Below are 25,301 nucleotides of genomic sequence, written 5' to 3' on the forward strand. Positions count from 1 at the left end.
TCTATTTTTGAACAACCCCTATTTTTAATAGAGGTTGTTTTGTTTTTGGCAGTGTTTTGTTTTAATTTTTATTGTTTTTGAGCAACTTTTAGTATTTGTTTTTAAATTTCATATGGGTTGTTGTTGAAAAAGGCGTTATGAATACTTTGTTTTTAATAGCTCAAAAATATGGAATACTTATTTTTTTAAACTGTTTTTTTGGAATTAATAATTCGTATGATTTTAAGTTAAAAACTCCGTTTTTATTAATTCATCTTCAATAAAAGTTGATAAATTCGTCTCAAGATTTAACGAAAAGAGCTTTTTTAAATAAGCTTTTTCTGATTTATTAAACATTTATAAAGTAACTAACTAAAACTAAATTAATATGAAAAAAGTAGTAATTATGCTGGCTTTAATGCTAACAGGAACTATGGCAATTGCGCAAGATAAACCATTAGAAATTTCAGGTTCGGGAGATTTATATTATAAGTACGATTTTTCTAAAACAGGAAATATCCCTACTAGTTTTGCTTCTGATCAAAATTCGGTTTCTATTGGTATGATCGATATTGCAGTGAAAAAAACTACTGGAAAAACGTCTTTTGTAGGTGAGATTTCTTTTGGTCCTAGAGGTCAGTTTCAATCTATTTTAAATTCTGATGGAACTTATAATGAATTAGGGGCTAATTCATTTCATGTTCAAAATTTATATGCCTCTTATGCTGCTACCGATAAATTAAGTATTACCGCTGGTTTCATGGGAACATTTGTAGGGTATGAGGTAATTTCTCCGTTAGCGAATTTCAACTACTCTACTTCTTATTTATTTACCAATGGACCGTTTCAAAACGCAGGGGTAAAAGTAAATTATGCGATATCTGATAAAGTAGGATTTATGGTAGGTGCTTTTAATGATGCTTGGAATTCATACACTGCGGATGCTTTTAAAGGGCTGAACGCTGTTGGAGCTCAATTGTCACTTACTCCAACCGAGAATGTTAGTGCGTATCTTAACTTTATGGATGGTTCTGTGAGTGGAACAATAGTAGATTTAACAGCTACTTTCCAACTTACTGATAAATTTAAATTAGGTTTAAATGCTGCTGATTACTCAAATGTAGGTGATGTAGGTTATACAGGTGTTGCTTTGTATCCATCGTATGCTGTGTCAGATAATTTTGGCTTAGGACTGCGTGGTGAGTATTTTGATTACAAAGTGGGTTCGGGTGATACTGCATTTACTGCTGTAACCTTGTCTGCTAATTTAAAATCTGGAGGATTGACTTTTATACCTGAGATTAGATTGGATAATGCTTCAAACAATGTGTTTGTTGATTCGAACATGCTGCCTACTAAATCAGCTGCTCAAGTAGCTTTTGGTGTAGTGTACGGTTTTTAATCGTGTGCTAATACAAAAGTTTTTAAATTGTATGTCGTAGATTACTATTATAATTTTTTTTTTGGAGAACTGTCAAAACACTTTAGATGTTTTGGCAGTTTTTTTATATATACAAACTACTTCTAGTTTTGTATGACCAGTAAAAAAAAAGAGCTTTCTAGTATAGAAAGCTCTTTATGTTATTGATGCAGCAGTGAATTATTGCTTTTTATATATTGAATATATAGTGTTTATGGTGTTTTGATCTAAAACATCATTTACTTCAGTTTGAATAAAATGAATTTTAAATGCTGTAATGGCCGATGATAAGTTAGCAGTGTTGTAACCTATAATTCGTAATGCTTGTTCTACATTAAAATTTGCAGGAGCGGTTTCTAAGAAATCATCTTTCCAAACACCAAATCCGTTGTCAGCAAGTACTTTCCACGGGAATAATGTACTAGGATCTACTTTTCTGCTTGGTGCAATGTCTGAGTGGCCAATGATGTTTTGTGTTGGGATATTGTACTCTTTTTTAAGTTTACTCAACAGTGCCATCAAACTAGTAATTTGAGCTTCAGAGAATGGTTCTGAACCGTTATTGTCTAATTCTATACCAATAGATGATGAGTTGATATCAGTATTTTTACCCCATGAACCACTTCCAGCATGCCAAGCGCGTAGGTAGTCATTAAGCATTTGTACTACACTTCCATCATCTGCAACTACATAATGAGCACTTACTTGCGTTCTGGATAATGTAAATGTTCTAATGGTTTGTTGTATAGAGTCCTGTGCTGTATGGTGAATAATGATAAAGTTTGGCTTTCTTAAATTAAAGTTTACCGTTCCTATCCATTCCGTTTTAATTCCGTTTCCTAGTGGGGTAGATCCCATTTTAGAAATAGTATCTTTAAAGGTATACAGTTGTTTGGTGTATAAATTATCAATGGTTATTGATGACTTGGTTACAACCGGCAAAGGTTCTACTTCTTTATTCGAAATGGTTTCTTTAAAAGATTTTAGTTTATTGTCGTATTCCTTCTCGCTTACCTTGTAAGGGTTTGTAGAACAAGAGCTTATTGCAATGGCAAGAACGAAGAAAGCTAAATATTTATTCATAATTTTAATAAAAGGGACTTATCATTTTTTCAATCGAAATTATCTATTTCGTCTTGATTTTTTTGGGTTTTTACTCTCCTCGTTTAAAGCCTTGTACTTTACTTTTTGATCGGCATTCAAAAATTCGTTTATTTTTCGATCTGTAGTTTCAGACAGTGCTTTGATTTCTTCAATTTTTTGTTCTTGGCCACTTTTATCTTTCATTAAGATTGCTTGTGATCGTATGCTCTCTGTTATAACATTTGCAATAGCAATTTCCTGTAAAGCATCCAGTGATAAGGCAGGAGTTATTCTTTCCATAATCTTACCTACGGTCACTTCTACCGGAATTTCTTTTGGTTTGTTGTCGCTTGGAGCTTGATTCATTTGGCTCATTTGACTCATTCTTCCGCCGCCGTATCCATTATTACCACCACCATATCCATTATTTCCATATTGTGCCGAAGCTGAATTAATTGATAATAACACTACTGCCAAAACCAATATAGTTTTAATTGTTTTCATGCTTAATTTTTTTGTGATTTATAATAAAAGAATACGTTTTATGCTGGTTCTCCGTATAAGTCAAACTCAGTTGCATCGATAATTTTTATCATTGCAAAGTCGCCTGTTTTTAAATAGAATTTAGAGGCATCAATAAGTACTTCGTTATCTACATCTGGACTGTCAAATTCTGTTCTTCCCACAAAGTGAGCGCCTTCTTTTCTATCGATGATGCATTTAAAAACTTGACCTACTTTTTCTTGGTTCAAATCCCAAGAAATTTGCGATTGTAACTCCATGATTTCATTTGCGCGTTCTTGTTTCACTTCATCCGGAACATCATCTTCAAGTAAGTATGCATGAGTGTTTTCTTCGTGAGAATAAGCAAAACATCCCATACGGTCAAATTTCATTTCTTGAACCCAGTCCTTAAGAATGTTAAAGTCCTCTTGAGTTTCTCCAGGATATCCTACAATAAGTGTTGTACGAATCGTTATTCCAGGAACTGCAGCTCTAAAATCTTTCAATAATTGAGTCGTTTTGGCTTGCGTAGTACCACGTCGCATTGATTTTAATACTGAATCAGATATATGTTGTAACGGAATATCAATATAGTTACAAATCTTAGGTTCGCGTTTCATTAAGTCTAAAACGTCCATAGGGAAACCAGTAGGGAAGGCGTAATGCAAACGAATCCATTCAATCCCTTCAACAGCTGCCAATGCTTCAAGAAGTTCAGCTAAATTTCTTTTCTTATAGATATCAAGACCGTAATAAGTTAAATCTTGAGCAATCAAAATCAATTCCTTAACACCATCACGAGCTAAACCTTGTGCTTCTTTAACCAGTTTTTCAATAGGTTGCGAAACGTGTTTTCCTCTCATAAGCGGAATCGCACAAAAACTACACGGTCTATCACAACCTTCTGCAATTTTTAAATACGCATAGTTTTTAGGAGTTGTCGTCAAACGTTCTCCTAATAATTCATGCTTATAATCAGCTCCTAGCGCTTTTAATAATTGAGGTAATTCAGTTGTCCCAAAAAATTGATCCACATTCGGAATCTCTTTTTCTAAATCCGGTCTGTAACGTTCAGATAAGCATCCAGTCACAAAAACCTTGTCAACCAGTCCTTTTTCTTTCTTGTCGGCATATTCTAAAATCATGTTAACTGACTCAGCTTTAGCATTGTCAATAAACCCACATGTGTTGATTACAATGATGTTTCCTTCTCTCTCAGCAGGCGCTTCATGTTCTACTTCCTTGCCATTTGCACGAAGTTGTCCCATTAAGACTTCACTATCATATATATTCTTTGAACACCCAAGGGTGATTACGTTGATTTTATTCTTTTTTAAAGACTTGGTTCTCATAGTTTTGTAAATTGGAGTGCAAAATTACGTTTTTTTATCCAATCCCCATTAGTTTAACTAGGTTTTAGAACGTTTTTTAGGAGCTATTTCCTGCTGTCCGCTATATCTCTTGTGTCCGCTATCGCTACCACAAGAGGATGCCGCTTCCATCAGGGCTAAAAAAAAGTCGTCTTGAGCTAGTACAACAAGACGACTTTTTAAGGAGATTATGTTGTTTTACTACAATTCAAATAAAAGCGTAAAAGTAACATTGTTGTTTATGGCATTGATGGTCGCGCCATCTGTAAAACCTTGGCTAAGAAACCCTTGTTGTGAAGCTCTTTTGGCATAAGAATAAGCTAAATCTAGCTTAGTTGATCCAAAATTGTATCCAAGTCCTGCAGAGTATCCTGTTAAATCACCAACTGTAGTACCATTTTTATACGGACTTTGCTCGTAACGGTAACCAGCTCTAAGGCTTAATAGTTCTATTTTATATTCACCACCTATTCTTAATTCACCAGTGTTGGTTAGAATGCTGTTCATGTAGTTATTTTGATCGTTAAAAAACGAGTTGTTTTCGGGTCTGAATTTCGTTTTGCTGTAGTCTTTGAGTGCATAGTCAATACTAATCAATCCTTTTTTTTCAAATACATACGCAAAACTTACTGTTGTTTTACTTGGGGTTTGTAGTTTGTAAGCTTCGTAAAGGTTGGTAGTTCTTGGGTCAGCAACATCAGCGTCTAGTGAACCTGAGCTATTGCTGCTCACCGCATATAGTTTTTGAGATAATTCGTCATTCAGGCGATACCAAGTCGATGATTCGTAAGCTAAACCAAGTCGAACGTCTTTTGTAACTTTCGCTATAGCTCCCAGTTGGAAAGAGAATCCTGTTCCGTAAGTATACAAGTCATTGCTAAATTGAGCTTGAGTTACTCTATAGTTTGAGTTTAAGGTGTTGTTGTTGTCCTCATAGAAAACAGTCGATCTTCTATAGTCCGAAAAATGGGAGTTCAAGTTAATTCCTAAATAGAGTTTGTCTTTATAGGATGTAGCGGCGTTAAAGGCTAATTTTCCATTATAACCTGTTTCAACAATGCTATTTTCTTGGTAGTAATTCCCTCCTGAAGCAACATTGGTTTCAAAAGCTGAATCAGCATTTGTAGGATCTACAGCGTTTATAACGTAAGCTTGATAGCCTAGCATGGCTTGCTGTGCTGCAAATCCATTCAGTTTAGGGTATTGGTTATTAGGTAAGTTGGTTCCTAGAAACGAGTATAAACTTGAGATGGATTCACCTGTTTGAGTGTTGACATATGTTTGAGGTACCGGTGCTCCACCGTTACTGGTGTTAGCATAGCTCAGGAAGTAATTCCCTATTGAGTTACTGGGGTTGGTACCTGCAGAGAAAACAGAATTGTTAAAATTAGTCGTGTTTTCATAGTCTAGCGCTATGGCAACCTTTTTCCAATTGCTGTTTTTACTTTGATTGTTGAAAACAAATACTCCTCCAGCTTGGTTTAAATCAAATGAATTCTTGCTGTCACTCGTTTTAGAACCAAAATAGGTCGAATTGTTTTTATTGCTATTGTTGCTTAAGGTTACGCCAACTTGGTTGTTTATAAATACGGCCGATCCTGCAGGGTTTACATTTATAGAGGATAAGTCACCTCCTAGGGCACCAAAGGCGCCGCTCATGGCTCTAAAACGAGCGGTTCCGTTTAAGTTGTCTTGTGAATAGCGCAAAGCATCTGTAACCTCTTGTGATTGTGCGATACCAAAGGTTAAACCAGTTAACAATATAAATAGCTGTTTTTTCATGTTGTTTCTTTTTAAAAATAAGATTGATTATCCTCTACCGCCTGATGATCTTCCTCCACCTGATGATCTTCCTCCTGATGATGATCCACCACTTGATGATCTTCCGCTGCTGCTACTGCTACCTTGATTGAAATTATTGTTTGATCGAGTAGGAGTATAGCTTTCGTTTCGGCTATTGTTGTTAGTGTTCGTGTTGTTGTATTCTCTAGTAGTATTGGTATTTGTTCTTCGAGTTGGTGTGTTGTAATTTTGATTTTGCGATTCATTTCTTCTGGAGAAAGTAGGTGTGCTTTGCGTATTACTACTTCTGCTAAAGTTACCGTTGTTTCTGTTGAAGTTGGTATTATTGGAGTTGCGTGAGCTGTTTATGTTTCTAGTGTCATAACTGTTGTTTTGCGAAGTGTTTCTTGCGCTTGCATTACGATTGGTGTTACCTGAGTTTGAGTTATAGTTCGAAGAACCTCTTCTACCGGCATTGTAAGAGTAATTACGATTGTTGTAGCGATTTGCAGATCCGTAGTTGTTGTATCCGTAACCGTATCCAAAGTTACCATATCCCCAGTTGTTATATGGGTATCCCCATCCAAAAGTATTGTATCCATAACCATAATAAGGATAACCCCATCCGAAGTTTGAGAAACCATATCCAAAGTTACCATATCCCCAATTGTTGTATGGGTTGCCCCATCCGTAATTAGCGTATCCCCAATTGTTATATGGATTCCCCCATCCGAAAGACGAATAGCCTAATCCATAGCCAAAGTTAGATCCCCAATTGTTTTGAATAGTGATATCAGTTCCGGTTTGGTTATTTCCCCAACCTGCGTATTGATTGTTTGATGGATCAAAGTCGGTTTCTTCATTATTATAATTGTTATAATCATCAATGTTAGTGAAGATTTCAGTCGATTGATTGTCATTTTGTAAAGAACTGAAATAGTCTTTGTATTGATTACTAGCAGTAGCTTGAGGTACAGTTTCGGTTCTTTGAGGTGTGCTACCACCGTAAATACCGTCACTGTCATAATAGGAACTATTTTGATAGGTACCGCAAGAGGTCATTAGTAAGCTTAAAAACGCAATTACAGTGTAAATTGGTTTTTTTTGGGATGAAAAAGTATAAGTTTTCATATCTGTATGGTTTTTTATTGTTGCACATTACAAAAATAGTTAGTTTTGTGGAACTTTTTAGTTAAATAATATAAAACAAAATTTGTGCCAAACTATTCAATATGAGCAAGAACCTTACTACAAGATCAGAAGATTATTCAAAATGGTATAACGAACTGGTTGTAAAAGCGGATTTAGCTGAAAATTCAGGAGTTAGAGGTTGTATGGTGATCAAACCGTATGGCTATGCTATTTGGGAAAAAATGCAAGCAGAGTTGGATCGAAAGTTTAAAGAAACGGGACATGAAAATGCCTATTTTCCTTTATTTGTTCCTAAGAGCATGTTTGAAGCCGAAGAGAAGAATGCTGAAGGATTTGCAAAAGAATGTGCTATTGTTACGCATTATCGTTTAAAAAATGATCCAGATAAGCCAGGGAAATTAATGGTTGACCCTAATGCTAAGTTAGAAGAAGAGCTTATTGTTCGTCCTACGAGTGAGGCAATTATTTGGTCTACTTATAAAGGTTGGGTGCAGTCGTACCGCGATTTACCTTTGTTAATCAATCAATGGGCCAATGTGGTGCGATGGGAGATGAGAACGCGTTTGTTCTTGAGAACAGCCGAATTTTTATGGCAAGAAGGGCATACAGCGCACGCTACTAGAGCAGAAGCTATCGAGGAATCAGAGAAAATGATGAATGTATATGCTGATTTTGCTCAGGATTTCATGGCAATTCCGGTGATAAAAGGGTTGAAAACAGAAACAGAACGTTTTGCTGGTGCAGAGGAAACATATTGTATCGAAGCTTTGATGCAAGATGGTAAAGCACTTCAGGCCGGTACATCTCATTTTTTAGGTCAAAATTTTGCAAAAGCATTCGATGTTAAATTTGCTAATGCCGAAGGGAAGCAAGAATATGTTTGGGGTACATCATGGGGAGTTTCAACCCGATTGATGGGAGCATTAGTAATGACGCATTCTGATGATCAAGGATTGGTTTTGCCTCCTAATTTGGCGCCTATCCAAGTGGTTATTGTACCTATATATAAAACAGATGAGCAGCTAGATGCAATTACGGCCGAAGTAGCTGTGTTGATTGCTAACTTGAGAAAGTTGAACGTTTCTGTAAAATATGATAATAGAACGACTCAGAAGCCCGGGTTTAAATTTGCAGAATGGGAATTAAAAGGGGTGCCTGTTCGAGTTGCGGTTGGACCAAAAGATTTAGAAAACGGAACTTTTGAAGTAGCAAGAAGAGATACTTTGACAAAAGAAGTGAAGTCTAAAGACGGAATTGAAACCTACATAAGTGATTTACTAGTGCAAATTCAAGCAGATTTGTTTAATAAAGCTTTGACTTATAGAGATACTCATGTAACAGAAGTAAATAGTTTTGAGGAATTTAAAACGGTTTTAAATGACAAAGGTGGTTTTGTATCAGCACATTGGGATGGTACAGCTGCTACCGAGGAGAAAATAAAGGATCTTACCAAAGCAACTATTAGATGCATTCCTTTGGATAGTGTAGAAGAGGCTGGAGTATGTGTGTTTACTGGGAATCCGTCTAGTAAGAGAGTGCTTTTTGCAAAGGCTTATTAAATTTTTTAAATTTTTTTAAGTCTGCTATTGTACTTCTCGAAAATAGTTGTATTTTTGCATCCGCATTAGAGAAGCAAGGCCCGTTCGTCTATCGGTTAGGACGCATGGTTTTCATCCATGTAAGAGCGGTTCGATTCCGCTACGGGCTACTAATTTTCTTTTGCAAAAGTTCTTCCTTAACTTAAAAGGATATGGCCCGTTCGTCTATCGGTTAGGACGCATGGTTTTCATCCATGTAAGAGCGGTTCGATTCCGCTACGGGCTACAAAATAAATCTAATTTTTTAGATTCATAACTAACTTAGAAGGATAATGGTCCGTTCGTCTAGGGGTTAGGACGCCAAGATTTCGTCTTGGTAACAGGGGTTCGATTCCCTTACGGACTACAAAATAAAATAGTAAAAGATAAAAACATAATAAAATGGCAAATCATAAGTCAGCTCTAAAGAGAATCAGAAGTAACGAAAAGAGAAGAGTATTAAACAGATACCAACATAAAACTACTCGTAATGCTATCAAAGCATTAAGAATAGCTACTGATAAAGTTGATGCTACTTCTAAATTGTCAAATGTAATTTCTATGATTGACAAATTAGCTAAAAAGAATATCATTCATGATAACAAAGCGTCTAACTTGAAATCAAAATTGACGAAATTTGTTGCTAAATTGTAATAATTGCATTTTATCGATAATATAAAAAAAGCTCCTTTTTAAGGAGCTTTTTTTATGTCTATATATTTCAAAAAATCGATGATGTTGTTAATTTGATACTTTAGCTGGTGTGTGTAAAATGTTATTTGGCTATAGTTACTTTGCTTGTAACGTATTTTAACATTGAGGTGGTGATGGGTTTTGGTAAGAAATCTAAAACCATAGGGTAGGTGTTTGCTTTTTCTAAATCGTCGGGATCAACTGTTGATGAAAGCACAACGATCTTAATTGTGTTTACATGTTTGTAGTGTGTTGTATTGAATTCGTCAAGAAATTCCCAGCCGCCCATTACAGGCATGTTGAGGTCTAAAAACACTAATTGAGGTAAGTTGACTGCTGTGTTTTGTGATTTTAAATCATTGAGGTTCTTGAAGTATTCTAAGGCTTCTTCGCCATTTTGTGCTGTAATTATTTCTTTTGAAAGTAATGATTTTTGAATCACTTTCTTGCATAACATCAAGGTTATAGGGTCGTCATCAACGCATAGAATTAAATCGAGCATTCGTTTATTTATTTTTAAATGTTATTGTAAATGTAGTGCCTATGTTTACTGTGCTTGTGACATTAATGCTTCCTTCCATAGCTTCAACTTGAGATTTTACTAAATAAAGGCCTAGTCCTTTGCTGTTGGGTTGGTTGTGGAATTTTTGATACAGTCCAAAAATTTTATCTTTGTTTCTTTTTAAATCAATTCCGATGCCATTGTCTTCAAATACTATATAAGTGCTGTTGTTGCTGTGGAATGATTTAATTGATATTTTTAACTCTTTGTCTGTTGATCTGTATTTAATGGAATTGCTTAGTAGATTTTGTAAAATGCTTTCAATATATGGTTTATTGATATAAAGAACGGGTGCTTGTTCAGTATCTAATACAACTAGTGGCTTTTGACCCTCGGTTGCGGTAGTTATTTTGTAGATTTTTTTAAATACGTCCTTAAGGACAACTTCTTCTCGCTGGATAGAAGGTTTGTCTTTAATTAACATCACTCTCGTAAGGTCGTTTATAGTGTCGTTTAGTAAATGTGTTGATTGACTAAACCCGTGTATGATTTCTTTTAATTCTAAATCTTCAATTTCTATATCTTCTACAAGGTTTAGTAGGCCGGTTAAATTAGATAATGGTGCTCTTAAGTTGTGTGATGTGATGTAAGAGAATTGCTTAAGATCTTTGTTGGTAATGGTTAGTTCGTTAATTAGTTGTTCTTTTTCTTTTTCTTGTTTTTTGTCATTTGTGATGTCTCGCTGAATGGAGATCCAATGCGATAGTTCTTTGTCGGCATTGTAAATAGGAATCATCGAGAAGCTCAGCCAAAACTCTTCGTTGTTTTTTTTATAACAGATCATTTCGAATACGCTTTCTTCTCTGTTTTTGATGGTGTCAACAATTTTTTGAATGTTGATTGGGTCAGTGTTGATTCCTTTTAATAAGTCGGGTGACTCGCCTATTACTTCACTTGCTTTGTATCCTGTGATCGTTGAAAAGGCAGGGTTAACATATATTATTTTTGGTAATTTGTTTTTATTGAAGTCGGCTTCACTAATAACAATAGAATCTTTTGTTTGTAAAATTACTGTTTCAAGGAGTTTTAGTCTTAGTTCTTCTTCTTTGCGTTTAGTGATGTCTTGTATTGCGCCAATCATACGGGTTGGTTTTCCGTTTTCGTCTTTTAATAGAAAGCCTCGGTCTAAAACATATTTGTATGAATTATCGGAACATTTAAAACGGTATTCGTCTTGCCAGTTTTCGGTTTTTTGTTCGATGAAAGAATATAGTTTAATAGACATTTTGATACTGTCCTCTGGGTGAATGTTGTCAAACCACCATTTAGAGCTATTTCCTATTTGGTTTTCATCGTATCCAAACATGCTCTTAATTCCTTTATTCCAGATGAGTTGGTCTTGTTGGATTTGCCAATCCCAGATGGTGTCACTTGTTGCTTTTGCTACAATGTCGTATTTCTCATTAGACTCTCTGATCTTGTCATTGGTGCGTTTTAATTTTTCGAAAAAGCTTAGGTTTCGATTGTCGTTTTTGACTAAGATAAATCTGTAGGTTAAGCCTGTGATTAGTACTAATGTTACATCTTTGATGAAATTTACTATCGGGTAAGTGGTTGTCTTTGAATAAATTAAAGATATTTTATGAAAAATTATAGCTGCGAATATAGCAATGAGTAGGTAGATCGCGGTTATTTGGTTGGATTTGTTTTTCATTACCCAAATGTAATTAAATATTGCGAATAACAAAATTTAGATCTAAAGTTATTTAATTGGTTTAAAAAAGCACAGTTTTTTAGGGTGTAATGCGTTAACAATATGTAAAGTATTAGATATTTATTTTTTATATCAAAATAAAGTGTACCTTTGCACCCATTAAAAATCACAGATGGAATCTATTAGAAACATTGCAATTATTGCCCACGTCGATCACGGTAAAACAACTTTGGTTGATAAAATTATGTATCACTGTCAGTTATTTCGTGACAACGAAAACACAGGTGATCTAATCCTTGATAACAACGATTTAGAGCGCGAAAGAGGTATTACTATTACTTCTAAGAATGTTTCTGTTCAGTACAAAGGAACAAAAATCAACATTATTGATACTCCTGGTCACGCCGATTTCGGTGGTGAGGTTGAGCGTGTATTGAATATGGCTGATGGTGTTTGTTTGCTTGTGGATGCATTTGAAGGGCCTATGCCACAAACGCGTTTTGTATTACAGAAAGCATTAGACCTTGGTTTAAAACCATGCGTTGTTATAAATAAAGTTGATAAAGAAAACTGTACTCCTGAAGAAGTTCATGAAAAAGTTTTTGACTTAATGTTTGAATTAGGTGCTACTGAAGAGCAGTTGGATTTTCCAGCGGTTTACGGTTCTGCTAAGAATAACTGGATGTCTGATCATTGGGAAAACGTAACTGATAATGTGGAAGCATTATTGGATATGGTTATCGAAAATGTACCAGCTCCTAAAGTATCTGAAGGAACTCCACAAATGTTGATTACGTCTCTTGACTTTTCGGCATTTACAGGTCGTATCGCTATTGGTCGTCTGGAAAGAGGGGTTTTGAAAGAAGGTATGCCAATCTCATTAGTGAAAAGAGACGGTACTGTTGTAAAATCACGTATTAAAGAATTACATACTTTTGAAGGTCTTGGACGTAAAAAAGTAACTGAAGTAATTGCTGGAGATATTTGTGCAATTGTGGGTGTTGAAGGATTTGAAATTGGTGATACTATCGCTGACTTTGAAAATCCAGAAGCATTAGATTCTATTGCAATTGACGAACCTACAATGAGTATGTTGTTTACAATTAATGACTCTCCTTTCTTTGGTAAAGAGGGTAAATTTGTAACTTCTCGTCATATTAGAGAGCGTTTAACAAAAGAGTTAGAGAAAAACTTAGCAATGAAATTGGGTGAAACTGATTCTGCTGATAAGTTTATGGTTTTTGGTCGTGGTGTACTTCACTTATCTGTTCTTATTGAAACAATGAGAAGAGAGGGGTATGAGTTACAAATTGGTCAACCACAAGTTATCATCAAAGAAATTGATGGTAAAAAATGTGAGCCTATTGAGGAATTAACAATCGATTTACCAGAATCACTTTCAGGTAGAGCAGTTGAATTCGTTACAATGCGTAAAGGTGAAATGCTTTCTATGGAAACTAAAGGAGAGCGTATGATTGTAAAATTCAACATTCCATCACGTGGAATCATTGGATTGCGTAATCAATTGCTTACTGCTACTGCTGGTGAGGCTATTATGGCACACCGTTTCATAGGATATGAGCCTTATAAAGGTGAAATTGCTGGACGTAACAAAGGTTCATTGATTTCTATGGAAAAAGGTAAAGCTATTCCTTATTCTATCGATAAATTACAAGACCGTGGTAAGTTCTTCGTTGAACCAAATGCTGAAATCTATGAAGGTCAAGTAATTGGAGAAAACTCACGTAGCGATGATATGTGTGTAAACGTAACGAAAGAGAAAAAACAATCTAACGTACGTTCTTCTGGAAATGATGAAAAAGCGAGAATCATCCCGCCAATCATTTTCTCTCTTGAAGAGGCATTAGAATACATTCAAAAAGATGAGTATGTAGAGTGTACTCCAAAATCTATTCGTTTGAGAAAAATCTATTTGACTGAAACTGATAGAAAAAGATTTAAAATCTAATTTATCACAAATATATTGGAAAAGCCATTTCGTAAGAAATGGCTTTTTTTTGCTCTAGTTTTTTTGCTCGTTTTTTTTTGTGTGAAACGGGTTTTTGTTTTTACAGTGAGGGATAGCAGTGAAAATCCTTTTAGGGGGCTTTGTTTTTGCCCACTAAAAGATTGTAACGTATAGCCCGCTCCGCCCCGATAGCTATAGGGATGATGCGGGACACTGCCCAATAATAAGAATGCTTCTTTAAAAAAGTGGCTCTTATTTGTTTTTCTATTTCAAAAAAATAGCTCCAGATTATACGATATATCTGGGGCTAATGGTAGAGTTTAAACAACTGAATTGTTGATCTACAGGTAATTTATCTTTTTAAGCTAAAGTGTCCTTTTAATTCGCGGTTATCTTCTAGTTTAATGGTGTACCAGTAATCATCAGCGGGTAGAGGTGCGCCGTTAAAGGTTCCGTTCCAGCCAAGTCCGTTGGGTTTTAATTCTTTTAATAGTTTACCATATCGGTCGAAAATGTAGATAACCGACTTGGCATTGAGGTCATTGTTGACTCCTTTTAAGTTCCAGTAGTCGTTGTAACCATCGTTGTTTGGAGTAAAAAATCGCGGTACGCCAATTACGGCAACCGTTTTTTGCACTTGCCCACAACCATTTTTATCATTGATGTAAACCTCGTGAATTCCAGAAGGTACATTTTCGAATACGTTAGAGGCTTGAAAGCTGCCTGTAGCATCGTCTAAGTTGTACTCGTAATCACCTTGGCCAGTTGCGTTGATGGTAATGGTATTGTTATCGGTAAGATCTACAATATTGATGCTTTCTATTGTGGCAATATCTGATGCTGTAACTTGAATCGTACGCGTTCGACTGCAGCCCGAAGCATTAGTTACGACTACTGAATACGATCCCATGGCATTTACATCTAGTGTGTACGCGGTGCTTGCTGGAATAACTTGGTTGTCTTTGGACCAAATATAAGTGTAGTCTGTTGTAGGAGTTCCATCTGTAATTGCGGCATTTAATTGCACGAAAAAAGTGGGCAGATTGGAACAAACTAAATTGTCATCTAGATGATCATCGTTTGTGTTGATGTTTGGTTTTTGGTTTACTTGTAATTTTACATGTGGCCCCAATCCATAACATGCGTTATCTGATGCACTTTCTACTCGGACCCATATTTCTTGGTTGAATGGTGAACTGCTGTTCCTGTAGGATGATGTATTAGTGATTTCATTTAATTCGGATAATGCATCTGCTTCGTTGCCATAGAACTTTATGGTGTAAACGGTTGCTGAGGCAGGAAGTAAGGCTATTATATCAGTGGTTGTGGAACTGAAGTCGAATGTTGCAACTCCATCAGTGTCATTTTGTGTGGCGTCAATATAGTCATCACAAGTGGCAAAAGTTCTACTGAATGTAGATGGTAGTTGTGTGGATGATACAACTAAGTTTAATTGGGCAACGCTAGAACATCCATTTGTGTTCTCGATTCTAGTCCAGATTGTTTTAGTATTACTAATGTAATTTAGTGGATTAGGAATTTGTGCCAAAGTATTTTTAGTAGCGGCAGCGGTAGCTGTTGTATAATAAGTAAACGTTTCGTTTACCGAGTTAGTCGAAATAAAATTATTTTTTTCGGTTAGATTAAATGTAGAAATACCATCTAAATCGTCATCACACTGTTTTAGTTCCATTGGGCTCGTAACAACTGGTAAGGGGAAAACAGTTAGTTTAGCTGGAGCAGATGTTAGACCGCAAGTATTTCCTGTTTTTGTAAGCACCACTCGATAATTGTAGTTGTTCATGCTATTAGCAAGGTTGTTTATTGTAATAGTGTTTGTTGTCGTGCCTGAATAGGTAGTGTTATTTGCAATGTTATTCCAGTTTATACCATCAGTTGATACTTGCCATTGGTAGGAAGTGACAAGAGTGGTTTGTGTTGAAAATGATGCTGATTGTGATTCGCACTCAGCGATATCCTGTGGTTGTGTATTGATTACAATAGGTGCTGCTATAATGTAGTTCGAATTTGGAGAGGTATAACCATCGGTTCTACTGGTTACAATTCCGGCAGCGTTTATTGTAACGGGATTGTTACCTAAAAGGCCGTCATTGTTACTATCTGTAAATCCAGCCTCAGTGACATCAAAACAAAGGTCATTGTCACTGTCTAAATCAATATAATCAAAGCTACCATCATTGTCTGTATCGCGAATAGGTAACTTTAATATTCCGCTGTCGGGTGTTGTTTCTAGATTATCATACAATCCGTTTGTGCCAAAGGAAGCGGGCAATCCGTCTATTATACCGTCGAAGTTTGCATCTGGAGCTCCGTTTCCAGATTCTGTGAGATCGTAAATTCCATCGTTATCACTGTCTAAATCGGTAACATCATATTTAGGTAGGCTATTAAAAAGATCACTGTCTGTATTTATTTTAATAAGACCTGGTTCGAATGCATTATCCAGTCCGTCGGCATTAGTATCGACTCCAGAAAACACTTTAAATCCTTTGCCTTGCGCTTCTATAGTATCAGGAATTCCATCATTGTCGCTATCAATATCTAGTAGGTCAGGAACTCCGTCTAGATCGGTATCATAGGTGGTAGTAGCACTAATCATAAAGGTCGATCTATTACTATTACTATCGGATAAATTATTGTGGACCAGTGTAATTGCTGTTGTAAGATAGGTTGAAAAACTAAAAGCAGCGGTTCCAGGTACCAGAGGGGTGGTACTTTTTAATCGGAATCGTATTTCAAAGGAAGAGTAGCTGGTAATTCCGCTTTCGTATATTCCGTCATAATTCGTGTCTACTAATAGTTGTCCTAATGGATCTAGTAAAGTAATGGTTTTGTTAGCAGGTACACTGATGATAAAATCGCCTTCGGAATTCATGTAATTTGTTGCCGCTGTAGTTTGCGTAGCAGTATCGGGCGAAATGTAACTTAAAGAAATACTTTGTGCTGTTGTTAGATTCAGTGTATATGTCGTGCTGTTTATTTTTCCAGCTGGAACTTCTGTTGAAAAACCATATGAGGTATTACCTGTAACTGTTCCGCTTCCGCTAATGACACCCGTGTAGTTTGAGCCTGCAACAGTGTTGGATTGATTTAAAAGTGAAACACTAGCTTCATCCGTGTTTTTGATTCCGTCATTATCAAGGTCAATATCAATATTGTTGTTTGTGCCGTCATTATCAGTGTCTATTGGACAGTCGCTTACGGGGATTTTGTCTGAGTCCAAAATGGTGCTACAAGTAGCAAGAGTTGCTTTTACATAGTAATATCCAGGTTGCGTTGGGGTGTATTCGTTAGCTGTTGCTCCTGGAATTGCGGCTGAGTTAAAATACCACTGAAAAGTATCAAAGCCCGTAAGCTTGCTTACAAAAAGTTTTGTGTTGGGTATACAGCTGGATTGTGCTATATTAATTTTATCAAATGTAATTGATGGTTTAAAGGTAAATCCAGAGTAAAAACCACCATAAGTAGCAGCTCCATCAGATCCATAAGAAGCGAGGTAGAGTTGACCGGTTGAATATACTGAAACATTGTTTGATAGTCCAGTTATGGTATAGGTTTCGTAATTCGAATTTCCAGTTACTAATTTCGGTCCATCAACGACAGCAGGTACGTTTGACAATGTATAAGAGGTTCCATTAATTTTAAATGTTAAAGTGGCATTTTTCTCAGTTACTATGGTTACACGACCTGTGAATGTTCGTGATCCTATTTCGTTCAAGTTAGGTATGTTGTCAATTAATCGAGGGGTTTCACAGCTTAATGGTGGTACGAAAAACAATTCTTGGTTGGCTTGATCAATGCGGGAATTGTCGCCTACACTTTGATAAATAAAAGCATTTTTTGATGTTCTGATATAAAGATTTCCTTCGGCTGTAAAAAAGGAGCCGTTTACGGTTGCATATTGACCTGCATTCAAGGTATATGATGGACTTGTGTTTCCGTTTAAATAGACTTCGGTATTGTCTTGATGGGCTACTATAAGTGCTCTTTCAACCACATCTTGACCGGTGCTTTTTATTAGAATATAATCTTTACCAGTTCTTTCGGCTGATACAATTTGGTCAAAACCTAAGTCTATATTTTGTGTGTTATTACCGTTGGTTCCTGCATACGATCCACAGTTTACGGCAATCGGTTTGTCTGAGCTGACTAAGGCTCCTATAAGTCCGTCCCTATTGGCTACTGTTGGTCCTTTTACTGCAAGTACATAACTTTCGCCACTGTTTAATATAATATTTGCAGGTGCTGCACCACCAGTATTATTGATTAGTGATACGCCTGCTTTAATGTCACTAAATTTGATTAGGGTATTGTTTTCTGTTGCAAGGATAGAAATAAAGGTAAGGTGACTTCCTGTGGTCGCCGAGATATCGGCATTGGTCAAAGCACCAATTCTAAATTGGGTTCCTAAGGCAGCTAATCCTTTGGAGACTAATGCGCCTGCTTGGTTTCCATTACCTGCAATAACCCGCACCGTTACATAAACGACATCATCGGCTTCAATAATGTAGCCTTTGTTGTTTAGGATAGTGCTAATTAAACTTTCTTTTACATGCAATTGAGAATCGGTCCCGTAGCCCGCATCAAATACATAAGGATTGCTTTGTGAAACTGTTCCGGTTATGGTTGCGCCGCCTAATTGAATTATTTTAAATTGAATAGGGGTCGTACTTGGAGTCGATATATAGATGTATTGTTCTTCGGCACTTACATTTGTTGAGCCACTTAAGGGCGGGATGTAATGTGTTTTACTAAACTGTGCAAAACAGCTGATGGACAAGAACACAAATACAAATAGAATTATCTTTTTCATTTGCTAAAAATAGGAAAAAAGATATTATCTTTTTAATGAAAAGTGACCTTTTACAATTTTTCCGTCATCAAATCGTAGGTTGAACCAATAATCATCTGCTGGCAGTTGATATCCATTGAAAGTTCCATTCCAACCGGCACTTTTGGCACCTAATTGTTTTAGTAATTTACCGTATCTATCGTAGATAGTTAAGATGGATTTAGTTAGTAAATCTAGGTTCTTTATGTGCCACTGGTCATTAAATCCATCACCGTTTGGTGTGAAAAATCGGGGGTAATCAATAACATATACCGTGTAAGGACTAGAAACACCACAGCCATTTTTATCTCTGGCATAAGCCAAATATTCTCCGGGAGCTAAAGTCGTAAATGTTGGACTGTCTTGATAGTAAGATCCGTCCAATGAAAATTCATAATCGCCTGAGCCTATATATTCTAGGGTGATTGAATTGTCATCTCCAGCAAAATTAGTTGTGGTTGCGGCAGTTATTGTTCCAATCTCCGAGGCTGAAATGCTAAACTTTTTTATTGCTTCGCAACCGTTGGAATCTGTAACAGTTACTGTGTAATCGCCTACTGCTGCTACTGTGATTGCATTTGTTGTTTCTCCCGTGCTCCATAAGTAACTACTGTAGCTATTTGCAACAGCAAGATTTACAGTGTTGCCGTTGCATAAAGGTTGTTTCTCGTCTTGAAAATTAGGAGGTGAAAATGTATTTACAACTAAAGTTATTGGAGCGATATCATAACAATCAGTACCTATTACAATGCGAGCGTAAATAATTTGCTGGTTGGCAGTTGCATTGTTGTATATATTGGGTAACGGATTAGTTTGTGTTATAGCATTGGCATAATTTAAATAATATTCTACTGTCAAGCCAGGTGATAATCCTTGTAATACAGTTGGTGTAACTTGGGTATTTAGATCAAAATGATAGAATCCGTCTTGGATTGCATCACCGTCACAGGTAGGAAATGGTTTTTGAGGTGCTATGTTGGTATTCGAAATTTGCAAATCTAATTCGGCATATTTTTCACAACCGAACGCGTTGGTTACGCGCGCAAATAGTTTTTGATTGGGTGTTTTGTTGGTATAGCTTGTTGGGTTGGCAATGCCGTTGGTGTTCGCTGTAGCATCTGCTAAAGTTTCAAAATAGCTAATGTTTAAACTAGTATCGTTGTTGGTAATCACGGCGTCAGCTTTGGTTAAATTGAATAAACTTATTCCGTCTGCATTTTCGTCACATTGCACTAAGGTAGAGTTGATCAGTACGATATCTGTTGTGTATTCGATCACTACCTCGTCTGAAGTGGTACAGCTAGCACTCCCTAACTCTACATCTACGCGGTAGGTTCCTGGCCCAGTTACCGTAAAGCTTGGAGTGTTTTGTGGTTGCAAAACGTTATTTCTATACCATTTGTAAGTGTATCCTAAACTTGCCGATAATTTGGTGTCAAGCACTGTGGTTTCGCCATAGCAAATGGGATTGTTTGTAGCAAATAATCGGTCCATGCCTAGATCAATTTTGGAAGAAAAACTTCCCGCTTCTAGAAAAACGGCCGAATCATATTCTACATTATCATCATCAGCAATCACTAATTTTATATGATAGGTTACTCCTGCTTTTACAGCAGAACTGGCTTGCATTGTTTTAGTTTGACCGCTATAGTTTATAGGGCTTGCGGTGGTGTTAAATTTATCAAAATAACTTTCATTCACTGGAGGACATCCTGGATAGCTAGTTCCAAATGAATCTGTAATATTATTGATTAAGGGATGTACGTTTTTTGAGGAGACGGCTGTTGTACTATTGGGTAAAACCGCTAAGTTTTCATAGTCTAACAGACTTCCTTTTTCTTTAATTAAAAAGGCAAAACCATCGGAATAATCGCAAGGATAGTTGGATTGGTATTCATTAGATGCGAATATGTAGTTGAAGCTAATGTAGTTAGTCAAAGGAACAAAATCAAATTCTAAGACAGTTGCATTAATTGATTTTATTGCCAGAATGTTATCGAGGTCAGCATCGCCAAGCCAAGACTTGCTTCCGCCTCCAGCTACTCCGCTAGTGTAGGGACCAATGGATTTCTTAATACTCCAGGTATTTAAAATGATCCCGCTGCTAAACGGAAAGCTTCCACCTTGATTGTTAAATGAACCATAGCTTTTGTCGACTCCTGAAAACGGATCACCGTTGACAGAGAAATTAGACACATTGGCGCAGCTACTGTTAATTAAAACATTTTCAATTAATTGTTGGGCTGTTCTAGTGTCGTCTACGCTAATCACTTGTGCTGTCATGCTATTGGTCAAGCAATAGAAGAATGCACAGAATAAAATGGGTTTTATTTTTCTCATAACTCGGTAAAGTTACTACAAATCTCTATTTTTTAAAAGTTTATATGACAATAACATAAATACAAGAGACCAAATGGTCACGATCACAAGCGAGCTAAGGTGAACGCTATAATCTTTAACGGTTTCCATTCCTATTTGTGTGCCTATATTTTTTATGACAGATAGCCTGGAGAAGGGTTCGATGATTAGATTAGACATGGATTCTAGCGGAAAAAACTGTGTGATAGTGTAAGCAATGTCGTTTTCGGGAAAAATATGAAAGACTAATAATCCCTTAGCTATATTCTCAACAATACTCCAAACAAATAGAAATCCTAAGGCAAAGGCAGATCGCTTGACCAAGATGCCTAAAAATAAGCAAAACGAGAAGAATCCTACTAGTTTTACAAAGAAAGCAACTAAGTATTCTAAGTCACTAAAAACGATGCTTAAGCCGGTGTAAGAGGAGAAGTTGTACCCCAGAATTAAGGTCATCATAAAAATAAAAACAGTCGAAATAAAGGCAAAAAGTAAGACCGTTAAAAATTTTGAAGTGATAAATTCTTTTTTACTCATACCGTCAATTAGGTTTTGCTTCAAAGTGCCATAGCTGTATTCGTTTGCCATCATCGATACAATAACAATTGCTAAAAATAATTTGAGCCAAGCGGCTATATAGGTATTAAAATGCCAAATAAAAGGGAAGTTAAAAATGCCCATTTCGGCTAGATGTAATTTAAAAAAGCCAAGATCAAATTTTATAGAGGCTATTAAAGCAATGAACGAAAGGAGAATAAAATAGGTAAGAGTTAAAATCCTACTGACTTTGTTCATCCAGATTTTTTGTAATTCTATAGATAGTAAACGCTTCATAACTCTAGTTTTGTGTGGTGGTTTTATTGGTCTTTGTCAGTTCTAAAAATTGTTCTTCTAAGCTGTTTTTTCGGGTAACGAGATGGCTTAAAAAAATATTTTTTTCAAATAAAAATTGATTCAAGTCGGCTGCTTCAAGCGCTGTTTTGAGATATACAAAGACTTTTCCGTCTGCCTCTTTTATGGTTTCGATCGATGGGTGAGTTTGTAATGCTTTTACGAGCAATGTGTTGTCTTTTGATTGTAGTTCGAAAAAGCTTTCGTTGGTAGACATACCATCCACGGGCCCTGAGTACAAAACAGTTCCTTTTCGTAAAACCAGTACTTGAGTACATACTTTTTCAACTTCGTCTAATAAATGTGAAGCCAATAATATGGTAGTACCCATAGCGGCTATTTTTTTTATAATGGCTCTAATTTGGTGTATGCCTTGTGGGTCTAATCCGTTTGTGGGTTCGTCAAGAATTAAAATTTCAGGATCATTCAAGAGGGCAGAGGCTATGGCAAGGCGTTGTTTCATTCCTAGCGAGAAACTGCTAAACTTGCTGTCCTTTCTTTCGATTAAACCTACTAATTCTAGCTTTTCTTGTATTTTAGAATAATTGATGTTTTTGATCTTGCATACCAGCTTTAAGTTTTGCTCGGCGGTCATGTAAGGATAAAAATTGGGTCTTTCGATAATGGCCCCCACTTTTTGTAAAGCTTCGTGAGTTTGTACTTTGCCACCAAACCAGCTGTAGGTTCCCGAGGTTTTGTTAACCACATTTAAAACGATACCTAAGGTAGTTGATTTTCCGCTTCCGTTGGGTCCAAGTATACCATAAACGTGTCCTTTTTTTATTTCAAAAGAGACTTCTTTTAGTGCTTGTAAACTGCCGTAGCGTTTGTGTAAATTGGTAATTGAAAGAATAGTTTCCAAAATGTTCGTTTTTAGTTTCTTATAGGACGAACAATGGTAGGAAAAGTTACGGGCTATTCCATAATAAATAGTTTTAAAGTAACTGAGTAGCTGCTTCGAGTTTTTGAGCAGTTATGGGTTTCATGATGTAACTTTTTACCATTTTGTATTTTTTTGCCATTTCAATATCTAAGGGGTCAATTGAAGATGTGACGATAAAAATTGAAATTTCCTTTTGTAATGGTAAGGTAATAAACTCATCTAGAAATTGCCAGCCATCAAGAATAGGCATGTTCAAGTCTAATAGTATTACGTCGGGCAGGTTATCGGGATCTTGACCATTTGTTTTGATATTGTCTAAGGCCGTCTGCGGATTGTAAAATGAAGTGATTTCTTCGCAAAAGTTATTCTTTGAAATCAGCATGGTCATTAAACGAATCGTTAATTTATCATCGTCAATTATATAAGTAATTTTATTTTTCATTTAAGTATATTTTAAAAACGGATCCTACACCTTCTTCGCTTTCTACTTCAATTTTTCCGTTCATGGCTTCGATCTGATTTTTTGTTAGATACAAACCAATACCTCTCGCATCATTATTACCGTGAAAGGTTTTGTACATGCCAAATATTTTATGGCCATTTTTATTTAAGTTTAGCCCCAGTCCATTGTCTTTGAATGTTATTACCGTGTATTGTTCATTGATTTCATAGCCGATATTTAGTAGAGGCCTTCGGTGCGGCGACTTGTATTTAATTGCATTAGAGATCAAGTTAAAAACAATGCTCTCCAGATATGCAGGTATGACATTGACTTGAAGAGTAGTAGGGAAGGAGGTTGTTATTTGTATGTCACTTTCAACTATTGACTGGCAAAGCGTGCGCTTTACTTTTTCGATTTCTTTTTTTAAATTAATTTCTTTTTTTTCAATCGTGGTGTTTTTTTGAATCGTTATGATTTCGTTCAAATATTCGATGGTTTCAGATAGTTTATCTGTTCCTTCTTTAAACATTTCGATATAAGACAATTTTTCATCAACATCATCTGCGTTTTCTATTACATCTAAGATCATAGATAAATTACTGGCGTGTGAGCGAATGTTGTGCGACACGATATGAGCAAAATTTAATAGTTTGTCGTTTTGATTGTTAGTCACATCTACAATTCTTCTCAGTTCGATTTCTTTTACTTTTGCGGCTGTAATATCGCGGCCAACAAAAATAATTTTGGTGCAATTACCTGTCTTGTCAAAAACAGGAGTTATGGTCGATTCGTACCAGAATTTCTCTTTTTGCTTGTTGTAATTGAGTACAACGGTTTTTAAACTTTGTTGATGTCTAATGGCTTCATCAATCTGGTTGATTGTATAGCAATCTGTTTCAGGTCCATTTAGAAAAGTACGGGGTTGTTTGCCTATTATTTCGGGTAGTTGATAGCCCGTTAATTCTAAAAAAAGCATTGTTTACCCATACTGTTTTTCCTTTTGGGTTTGCAATTACTATAGAGTCAGAAGTCTCTGAAGCAACAAGCGAGAGCATATTGAGGTTCTCTTCGACATTTTTTCTTTCGATAATATCTCTCAAAAAACAAACTAAAAAGGTGTTGTTTTCTACTACAAATTTTTTACCAGAGGCAACTTCGACAGGAACTAACTGATGGAATTTGTCAATGATATATGTTTCGTTTACAAAATGGTTGTCTTTTTTTAATTGATTGGATAAAAATAAGCGAATCTCTTTTCTTTTATTCTGCGGGAACAACATGGAGTTATGTGCCCCTACTAGTTCATGAGTTGTATAGCCCGTAAGTTCATTTGTTCTGGAATTACAGTCGGTTATTATTCCGGTGGAAGAGTCAATGATGACAATGGCATCATTGGCACTCGAAAAAATCGAAGAAAATTTCTTCACACTCAATTCTAACTCATTGATTAGATTTTGCTCATTCGTTATATCTTGAAACGTTCCCCAAAGGCGGGTGACAACACCGTCTTCTGCGTCTACATTACAAATGCATTCTACGTGTTTGATTTTATTTGAAGGGGTGGTTACTTGAAACTTATCCGAGAAAAATACACCTTCTGTTTTTGCCTTTTCAAGTTTTAAGATCAAACGATCCCTGTTTTCACCTTCGGTGCAAAAATGAATGGCATCGCCAAAAACGGGCTCGTATTCCTCAGGCAGCTCAAGAATTAATTTTATAATGGAATCCCAATACACTGTATTGGTAACTAAATCTGATTGCCATATTCCAATTTTGGCAGACTTGGCTGCCCTTATGTAAATATCCTGTTTATGCGTCATAGTAGGTTTTAAATAGGGGTAATACGTCTTGGGGACATTCAAATTTAAAATAATTATTTAGTAAACTATTTTTTTTTGTGCTTTTTTGTCGGCGATTTGTTATAAAACAGCTGTCTTTTTTATAAGTGACTGATTAGTATACTAGTTGTGTTTGTATTATTGTTAAGCGCTGTTATTTTATATTACAATAAATCTTACTTGACGGTTTTTAGACTTGTTTTAATACCGATAAACGATTGTTTTTTAGCTTGTTTACATCGTTTGGAGTATTTGTTTTATTGCCATTACGCTTTAATTATTGTAAATTTGT

The 25,301-nt window shown here is 36.0% G+C and carries 18 protein-coding genes and 3 tRNA genes; 7 read left to right on the plus strand and 14 right to left on the minus strand.

Features of this window, described 5'->3' with window-relative positions:
- Nucleotides 1-367 precede the first annotated feature (367 nt).
- Nucleotides 368-1,381, plus strand: coding sequence for an outer membrane beta-barrel protein (locus H8R24_RS01470; protein WP_187016851.1), 1,014 nt, complete (start codon nt 368-370; stop codon nt 1,379-1,381).
- 198 nt (nt 1,382-1,579) lie between these two features.
- Here the strand turns inward: H8R24_RS01470 and H8R24_RS01475 are convergent, their stop codons facing one another.
- From H8R24_RS01475 to H8R24_RS01495, 5 genes are all read right to left on the minus strand, one after another.
- Nucleotides 1,580-2,482 carry an N-acetylmuramoyl-L-alanine amidase gene (locus H8R24_RS01475; protein WP_187016850.1) on the minus strand — a complete coding sequence of 301 codons (903 nt, stop codon included), beginning with the start codon at nt 2,480-2,482 and terminating at the stop codon, nt 1,580-1,582.
- Nucleotides 2,483-2,521: 39 nt separating this feature from the next.
- Nucleotides 2,522-2,986, minus strand: a complete 465-nt coding sequence (locus tag H8R24_RS01480; RefSeq protein WP_187016849.1) for a hypothetical protein — start codon at nt 2,984-2,986, stop codon at nt 2,522-2,524.
- Nucleotides 2,987-3,024: 38 nt separating this feature from the next.
- Nucleotides 3,025-4,338 carry a 30S ribosomal protein S12 methylthiotransferase RimO gene (rimO, locus tag H8R24_RS01485; protein WP_187016848.1) on the minus strand — a complete coding sequence of 438 codons (1,314 nt, stop codon included), beginning with the start codon at nt 4,336-4,338 and terminating at the stop codon, nt 3,025-3,027.
- 219 nt (nt 4,339-4,557) lie between these two features.
- A complete protein-coding gene (locus tag H8R24_RS01490) occupies nt 4,558-6,138 on the minus strand; it encodes an OmpP1/FadL family transporter (protein ID WP_187016847.1) in 1,581 nt (526 codons plus the stop codon).
- 27 nt (nt 6,139-6,165) lie between these two features.
- Nucleotides 6,166-7,269, minus strand: coding sequence for a hypothetical protein (locus H8R24_RS01495; RefSeq protein ID WP_187016846.1), 1,104 nt, complete (start codon nt 7,267-7,269; stop codon nt 6,166-6,168).
- A gap of 101 nt (nt 7,270-7,370) precedes the next feature.
- Between H8R24_RS01495 and proS the strand changes: the two genes are divergently transcribed.
- The 5 genes from proS to rpsT all read left to right on the plus strand — a co-directional run bounded on the left by proS (nt 7,371) and on the right by rpsT (nt 9,521).
- Nucleotides 7,371-8,849 carry a proline--tRNA ligase gene (gene proS / locus H8R24_RS01500; protein WP_187016845.1) on the plus strand — a complete coding sequence of 493 codons (1,479 nt, stop codon included), beginning with the start codon at nt 7,371-7,373 and terminating at the stop codon, nt 8,847-8,849.
- Nucleotides 8,850-8,926: 77 nt separating this feature from the next.
- A tRNA-Glu gene (locus tag H8R24_RS01505) sits at nt 8,927-8,998 on the plus strand.
- A 44-nt stretch (nt 8,999-9,042) separates the two neighbouring features.
- Nucleotides 9,043-9,114 (plus strand) — tRNA-Glu (locus H8R24_RS01510).
- A gap of 48 nt (nt 9,115-9,162) precedes the next feature.
- Nucleotides 9,163-9,234 (plus strand) — tRNA-Glu (locus H8R24_RS01515).
- Between the two features lie 35 nt (nt 9,235-9,269).
- Nucleotides 9,270-9,521: a 30S ribosomal protein S20 gene (rpsT, locus tag H8R24_RS01520; RefSeq protein WP_072941373.1), complete on the plus strand. Its 252-nt coding sequence runs from the start codon at nt 9,270-9,272 to the stop codon at nt 9,519-9,521.
- A gap of 121 nt (nt 9,522-9,642) precedes the next feature.
- Here rpsT and H8R24_RS01525 read toward each other — a convergent pair whose 3' ends face one another.
- Nucleotides 9,643-10,062, minus strand: coding sequence for a response regulator (locus H8R24_RS01525; RefSeq protein ID WP_187016844.1), 420 nt, complete (start codon nt 10,060-10,062; stop codon nt 9,643-9,645).
- 4 nt (nt 10,063-10,066) lie between these two features.
- Nucleotides 10,067-11,776: a PAS domain-containing sensor histidine kinase gene (locus tag H8R24_RS01530; RefSeq protein WP_187016843.1), complete on the minus strand. Its 1,710-nt coding sequence runs from the start codon at nt 11,774-11,776 to the stop codon at nt 10,067-10,069.
- Nucleotides 11,777-11,948: 172 nt separating this feature from the next.
- On the opposite strand from H8R24_RS01530, the gene typA reads away from it, so the two are divergent.
- Nucleotides 11,949-13,745 (plus strand): translational GTPase TypA, encoded by a 1,797-nt coding sequence (gene typA, locus H8R24_RS01535; protein ID WP_187016842.1) that lies wholly within the window; start codon nt 11,949-11,951, stop codon nt 13,743-13,745.
- Nucleotides 13,746-14,097: 352 nt separating this feature from the next.
- Here typA and H8R24_RS01540 read toward each other — a convergent pair whose 3' ends face one another.
- The 7 genes from H8R24_RS01540 to H8R24_RS01570 form a co-directional block, all read right to left on the minus strand.
- Entirely contained in the window at nt 14,098-18,579 is a 4,482-nt protein-coding gene (locus tag H8R24_RS01540; protein WP_187016841.1) for a T9SS type B sorting domain-containing protein, read from the minus strand.
- Between the two features lie 24 nt (nt 18,580-18,603).
- Nucleotides 18,604-20,937 carry a T9SS type B sorting domain-containing protein gene (locus H8R24_RS01545; protein ID WP_187016840.1) on the minus strand — a complete coding sequence of 778 codons (2,334 nt, stop codon included), beginning with the start codon at nt 20,935-20,937 and terminating at the stop codon, nt 18,604-18,606.
- Nucleotides 20,938-20,952: 15 nt separating this feature from the next.
- A complete protein-coding gene (locus H8R24_RS01550; RefSeq protein WP_187016839.1) occupies nt 20,953-21,789 on the minus strand; it encodes an ABC transporter permease in 837 nt (278 codons plus the stop codon).
- A gap of 4 nt (nt 21,790-21,793) precedes the next feature.
- A complete protein-coding gene (locus H8R24_RS01555) occupies nt 21,794-22,708 on the minus strand; it encodes an ABC transporter ATP-binding protein (protein WP_187016838.1) in 915 nt (304 codons plus the stop codon).
- A gap of 73 nt (nt 22,709-22,781) precedes the next feature.
- The gene (locus H8R24_RS01560; RefSeq protein WP_187016837.1) at nt 22,782-23,171 is read right to left on the minus strand and encodes a response regulator; all 390 of its coding nucleotides are present in this window, start codon (nt 23,169-23,171) and stop codon (nt 22,782-22,784) included.
- Nucleotides 23,161-24,147, minus strand: coding sequence for a sensor histidine kinase (locus H8R24_RS01565; protein WP_187016836.1), 987 nt, complete (start codon nt 24,145-24,147; stop codon nt 23,161-23,163). The genes H8R24_RS01560 and H8R24_RS01565 overlap by 11 nt, the downstream gene beginning before the upstream one ends.
- Nucleotides 24,068-24,991 carry a PAS domain-containing protein gene (locus H8R24_RS01570; RefSeq protein WP_187016835.1) on the minus strand — a complete coding sequence of 308 codons (924 nt, stop codon included), beginning with the start codon at nt 24,989-24,991 and terminating at the stop codon, nt 24,068-24,070. Before H8R24_RS01570 ends, H8R24_RS01565 begins: the two co-directional genes overlap by 80 nt.
- Nucleotides 24,992-25,301: the final 310 nt, after the last annotated feature.

Origin of the sequence: Flavobacterium muglaense (genome assembly GCF_014305155.1) — a bacterium.
Taxonomy (GTDB): Bacteria; Bacteroidota; Bacteroidia; order Flavobacteriales; family Flavobacteriaceae; genus Flavobacterium; species Flavobacterium muglaense.

What these genes read in the sequence shown, in the direction of transcription:
- H8R24_RS01470 (WP_187016851.1), top strand. Translation starts at nt 368, where the DNA reads ATGAAAAAAGTAGTAATTATGCTGGCTTTAATGCTAACAGGAACTATG.
- H8R24_RS01475 (WP_187016850.1), bottom strand. Translation starts at nt 2,482, where the DNA reads ATGAATAAATATTTAGCTTTCTTCGTTCTTGCCATTGCAATAAGCTCT.
- H8R24_RS01480 (WP_187016849.1), bottom strand. Translation starts at nt 2,986, where the DNA reads ATGAAAACAATTAAAACTATATTGGTTTTGGCAGTAGTGTTATTATCA.
- rimO (WP_187016848.1), bottom strand. Translation starts at nt 4,338, where the DNA reads ATGAGAACCAAGTCTTTAAAAAAGAATAAAATCAACGTAATCACCCTT.
- H8R24_RS01490 (WP_187016847.1), bottom strand. Translation starts at nt 6,138, where the DNA reads ATGAAAAAACAGCTATTTATATTGTTAACTGGTTTAACCTTTGGTATC.
- H8R24_RS01495 (WP_187016846.1), bottom strand. Translation starts at nt 7,269, where the DNA reads ATGAAAACTTATACTTTTTCATCCCAAAAAAAACCAATTTACACTGTA.
- proS (WP_187016845.1), top strand. Translation starts at nt 7,371, where the DNA reads ATGAGCAAGAACCTTACTACAAGATCAGAAGATTATTCAAAATGGTAT.
- rpsT (WP_072941373.1), top strand. Translation starts at nt 9,270, where the DNA reads ATGGCAAATCATAAGTCAGCTCTAAAGAGAATCAGAAGTAACGAAAAG.
- H8R24_RS01525 (WP_187016844.1), bottom strand. Translation starts at nt 10,062, where the DNA reads ATGCTCGATTTAATTCTATGCGTTGATGACGACCCTATAACCTTGATG.
- H8R24_RS01530 (WP_187016843.1), bottom strand. Translation starts at nt 11,776, where the DNA reads ATGAAAAACAAATCCAACCAAATAACCGCGATCTACCTACTCATTGCT.
- typA (WP_187016842.1), top strand. Translation starts at nt 11,949, where the DNA reads ATGGAATCTATTAGAAACATTGCAATTATTGCCCACGTCGATCACGGT.
- H8R24_RS01540 (WP_187016841.1), bottom strand. Translation starts at nt 18,579, where the DNA reads ATGAAAAAGATAATTCTATTTGTATTTGTGTTCTTGTCCATCAGCTGT.
- H8R24_RS01545 (WP_187016840.1), bottom strand. Translation starts at nt 20,937, where the DNA reads ATGAGAAAAATAAAACCCATTTTATTCTGTGCATTCTTCTATTGCTTG.
- H8R24_RS01550 (WP_187016839.1), bottom strand. Translation starts at nt 21,789, where the DNA reads ATGAAGCGTTTACTATCTATAGAATTACAAAAAATCTGGATGAACAAA.
- H8R24_RS01560 (WP_187016837.1), bottom strand. Translation starts at nt 23,171, where the DNA reads ATGAAAAATAAAATTACTTATATAATTGACGATGATAAATTAACGATT.
- H8R24_RS01565 (WP_187016836.1), bottom strand. Translation starts at nt 24,147, where the DNA reads ATGCTTTTTTTAGAATTAACGGGCTATCAACTACCCGAAATAATAGGC.
- H8R24_RS01570 (WP_187016835.1), bottom strand. Translation starts at nt 24,991, where the DNA reads ATGACGCATAAACAGGATATTTACATAAGGGCAGCCAAGTCTGCCAAA.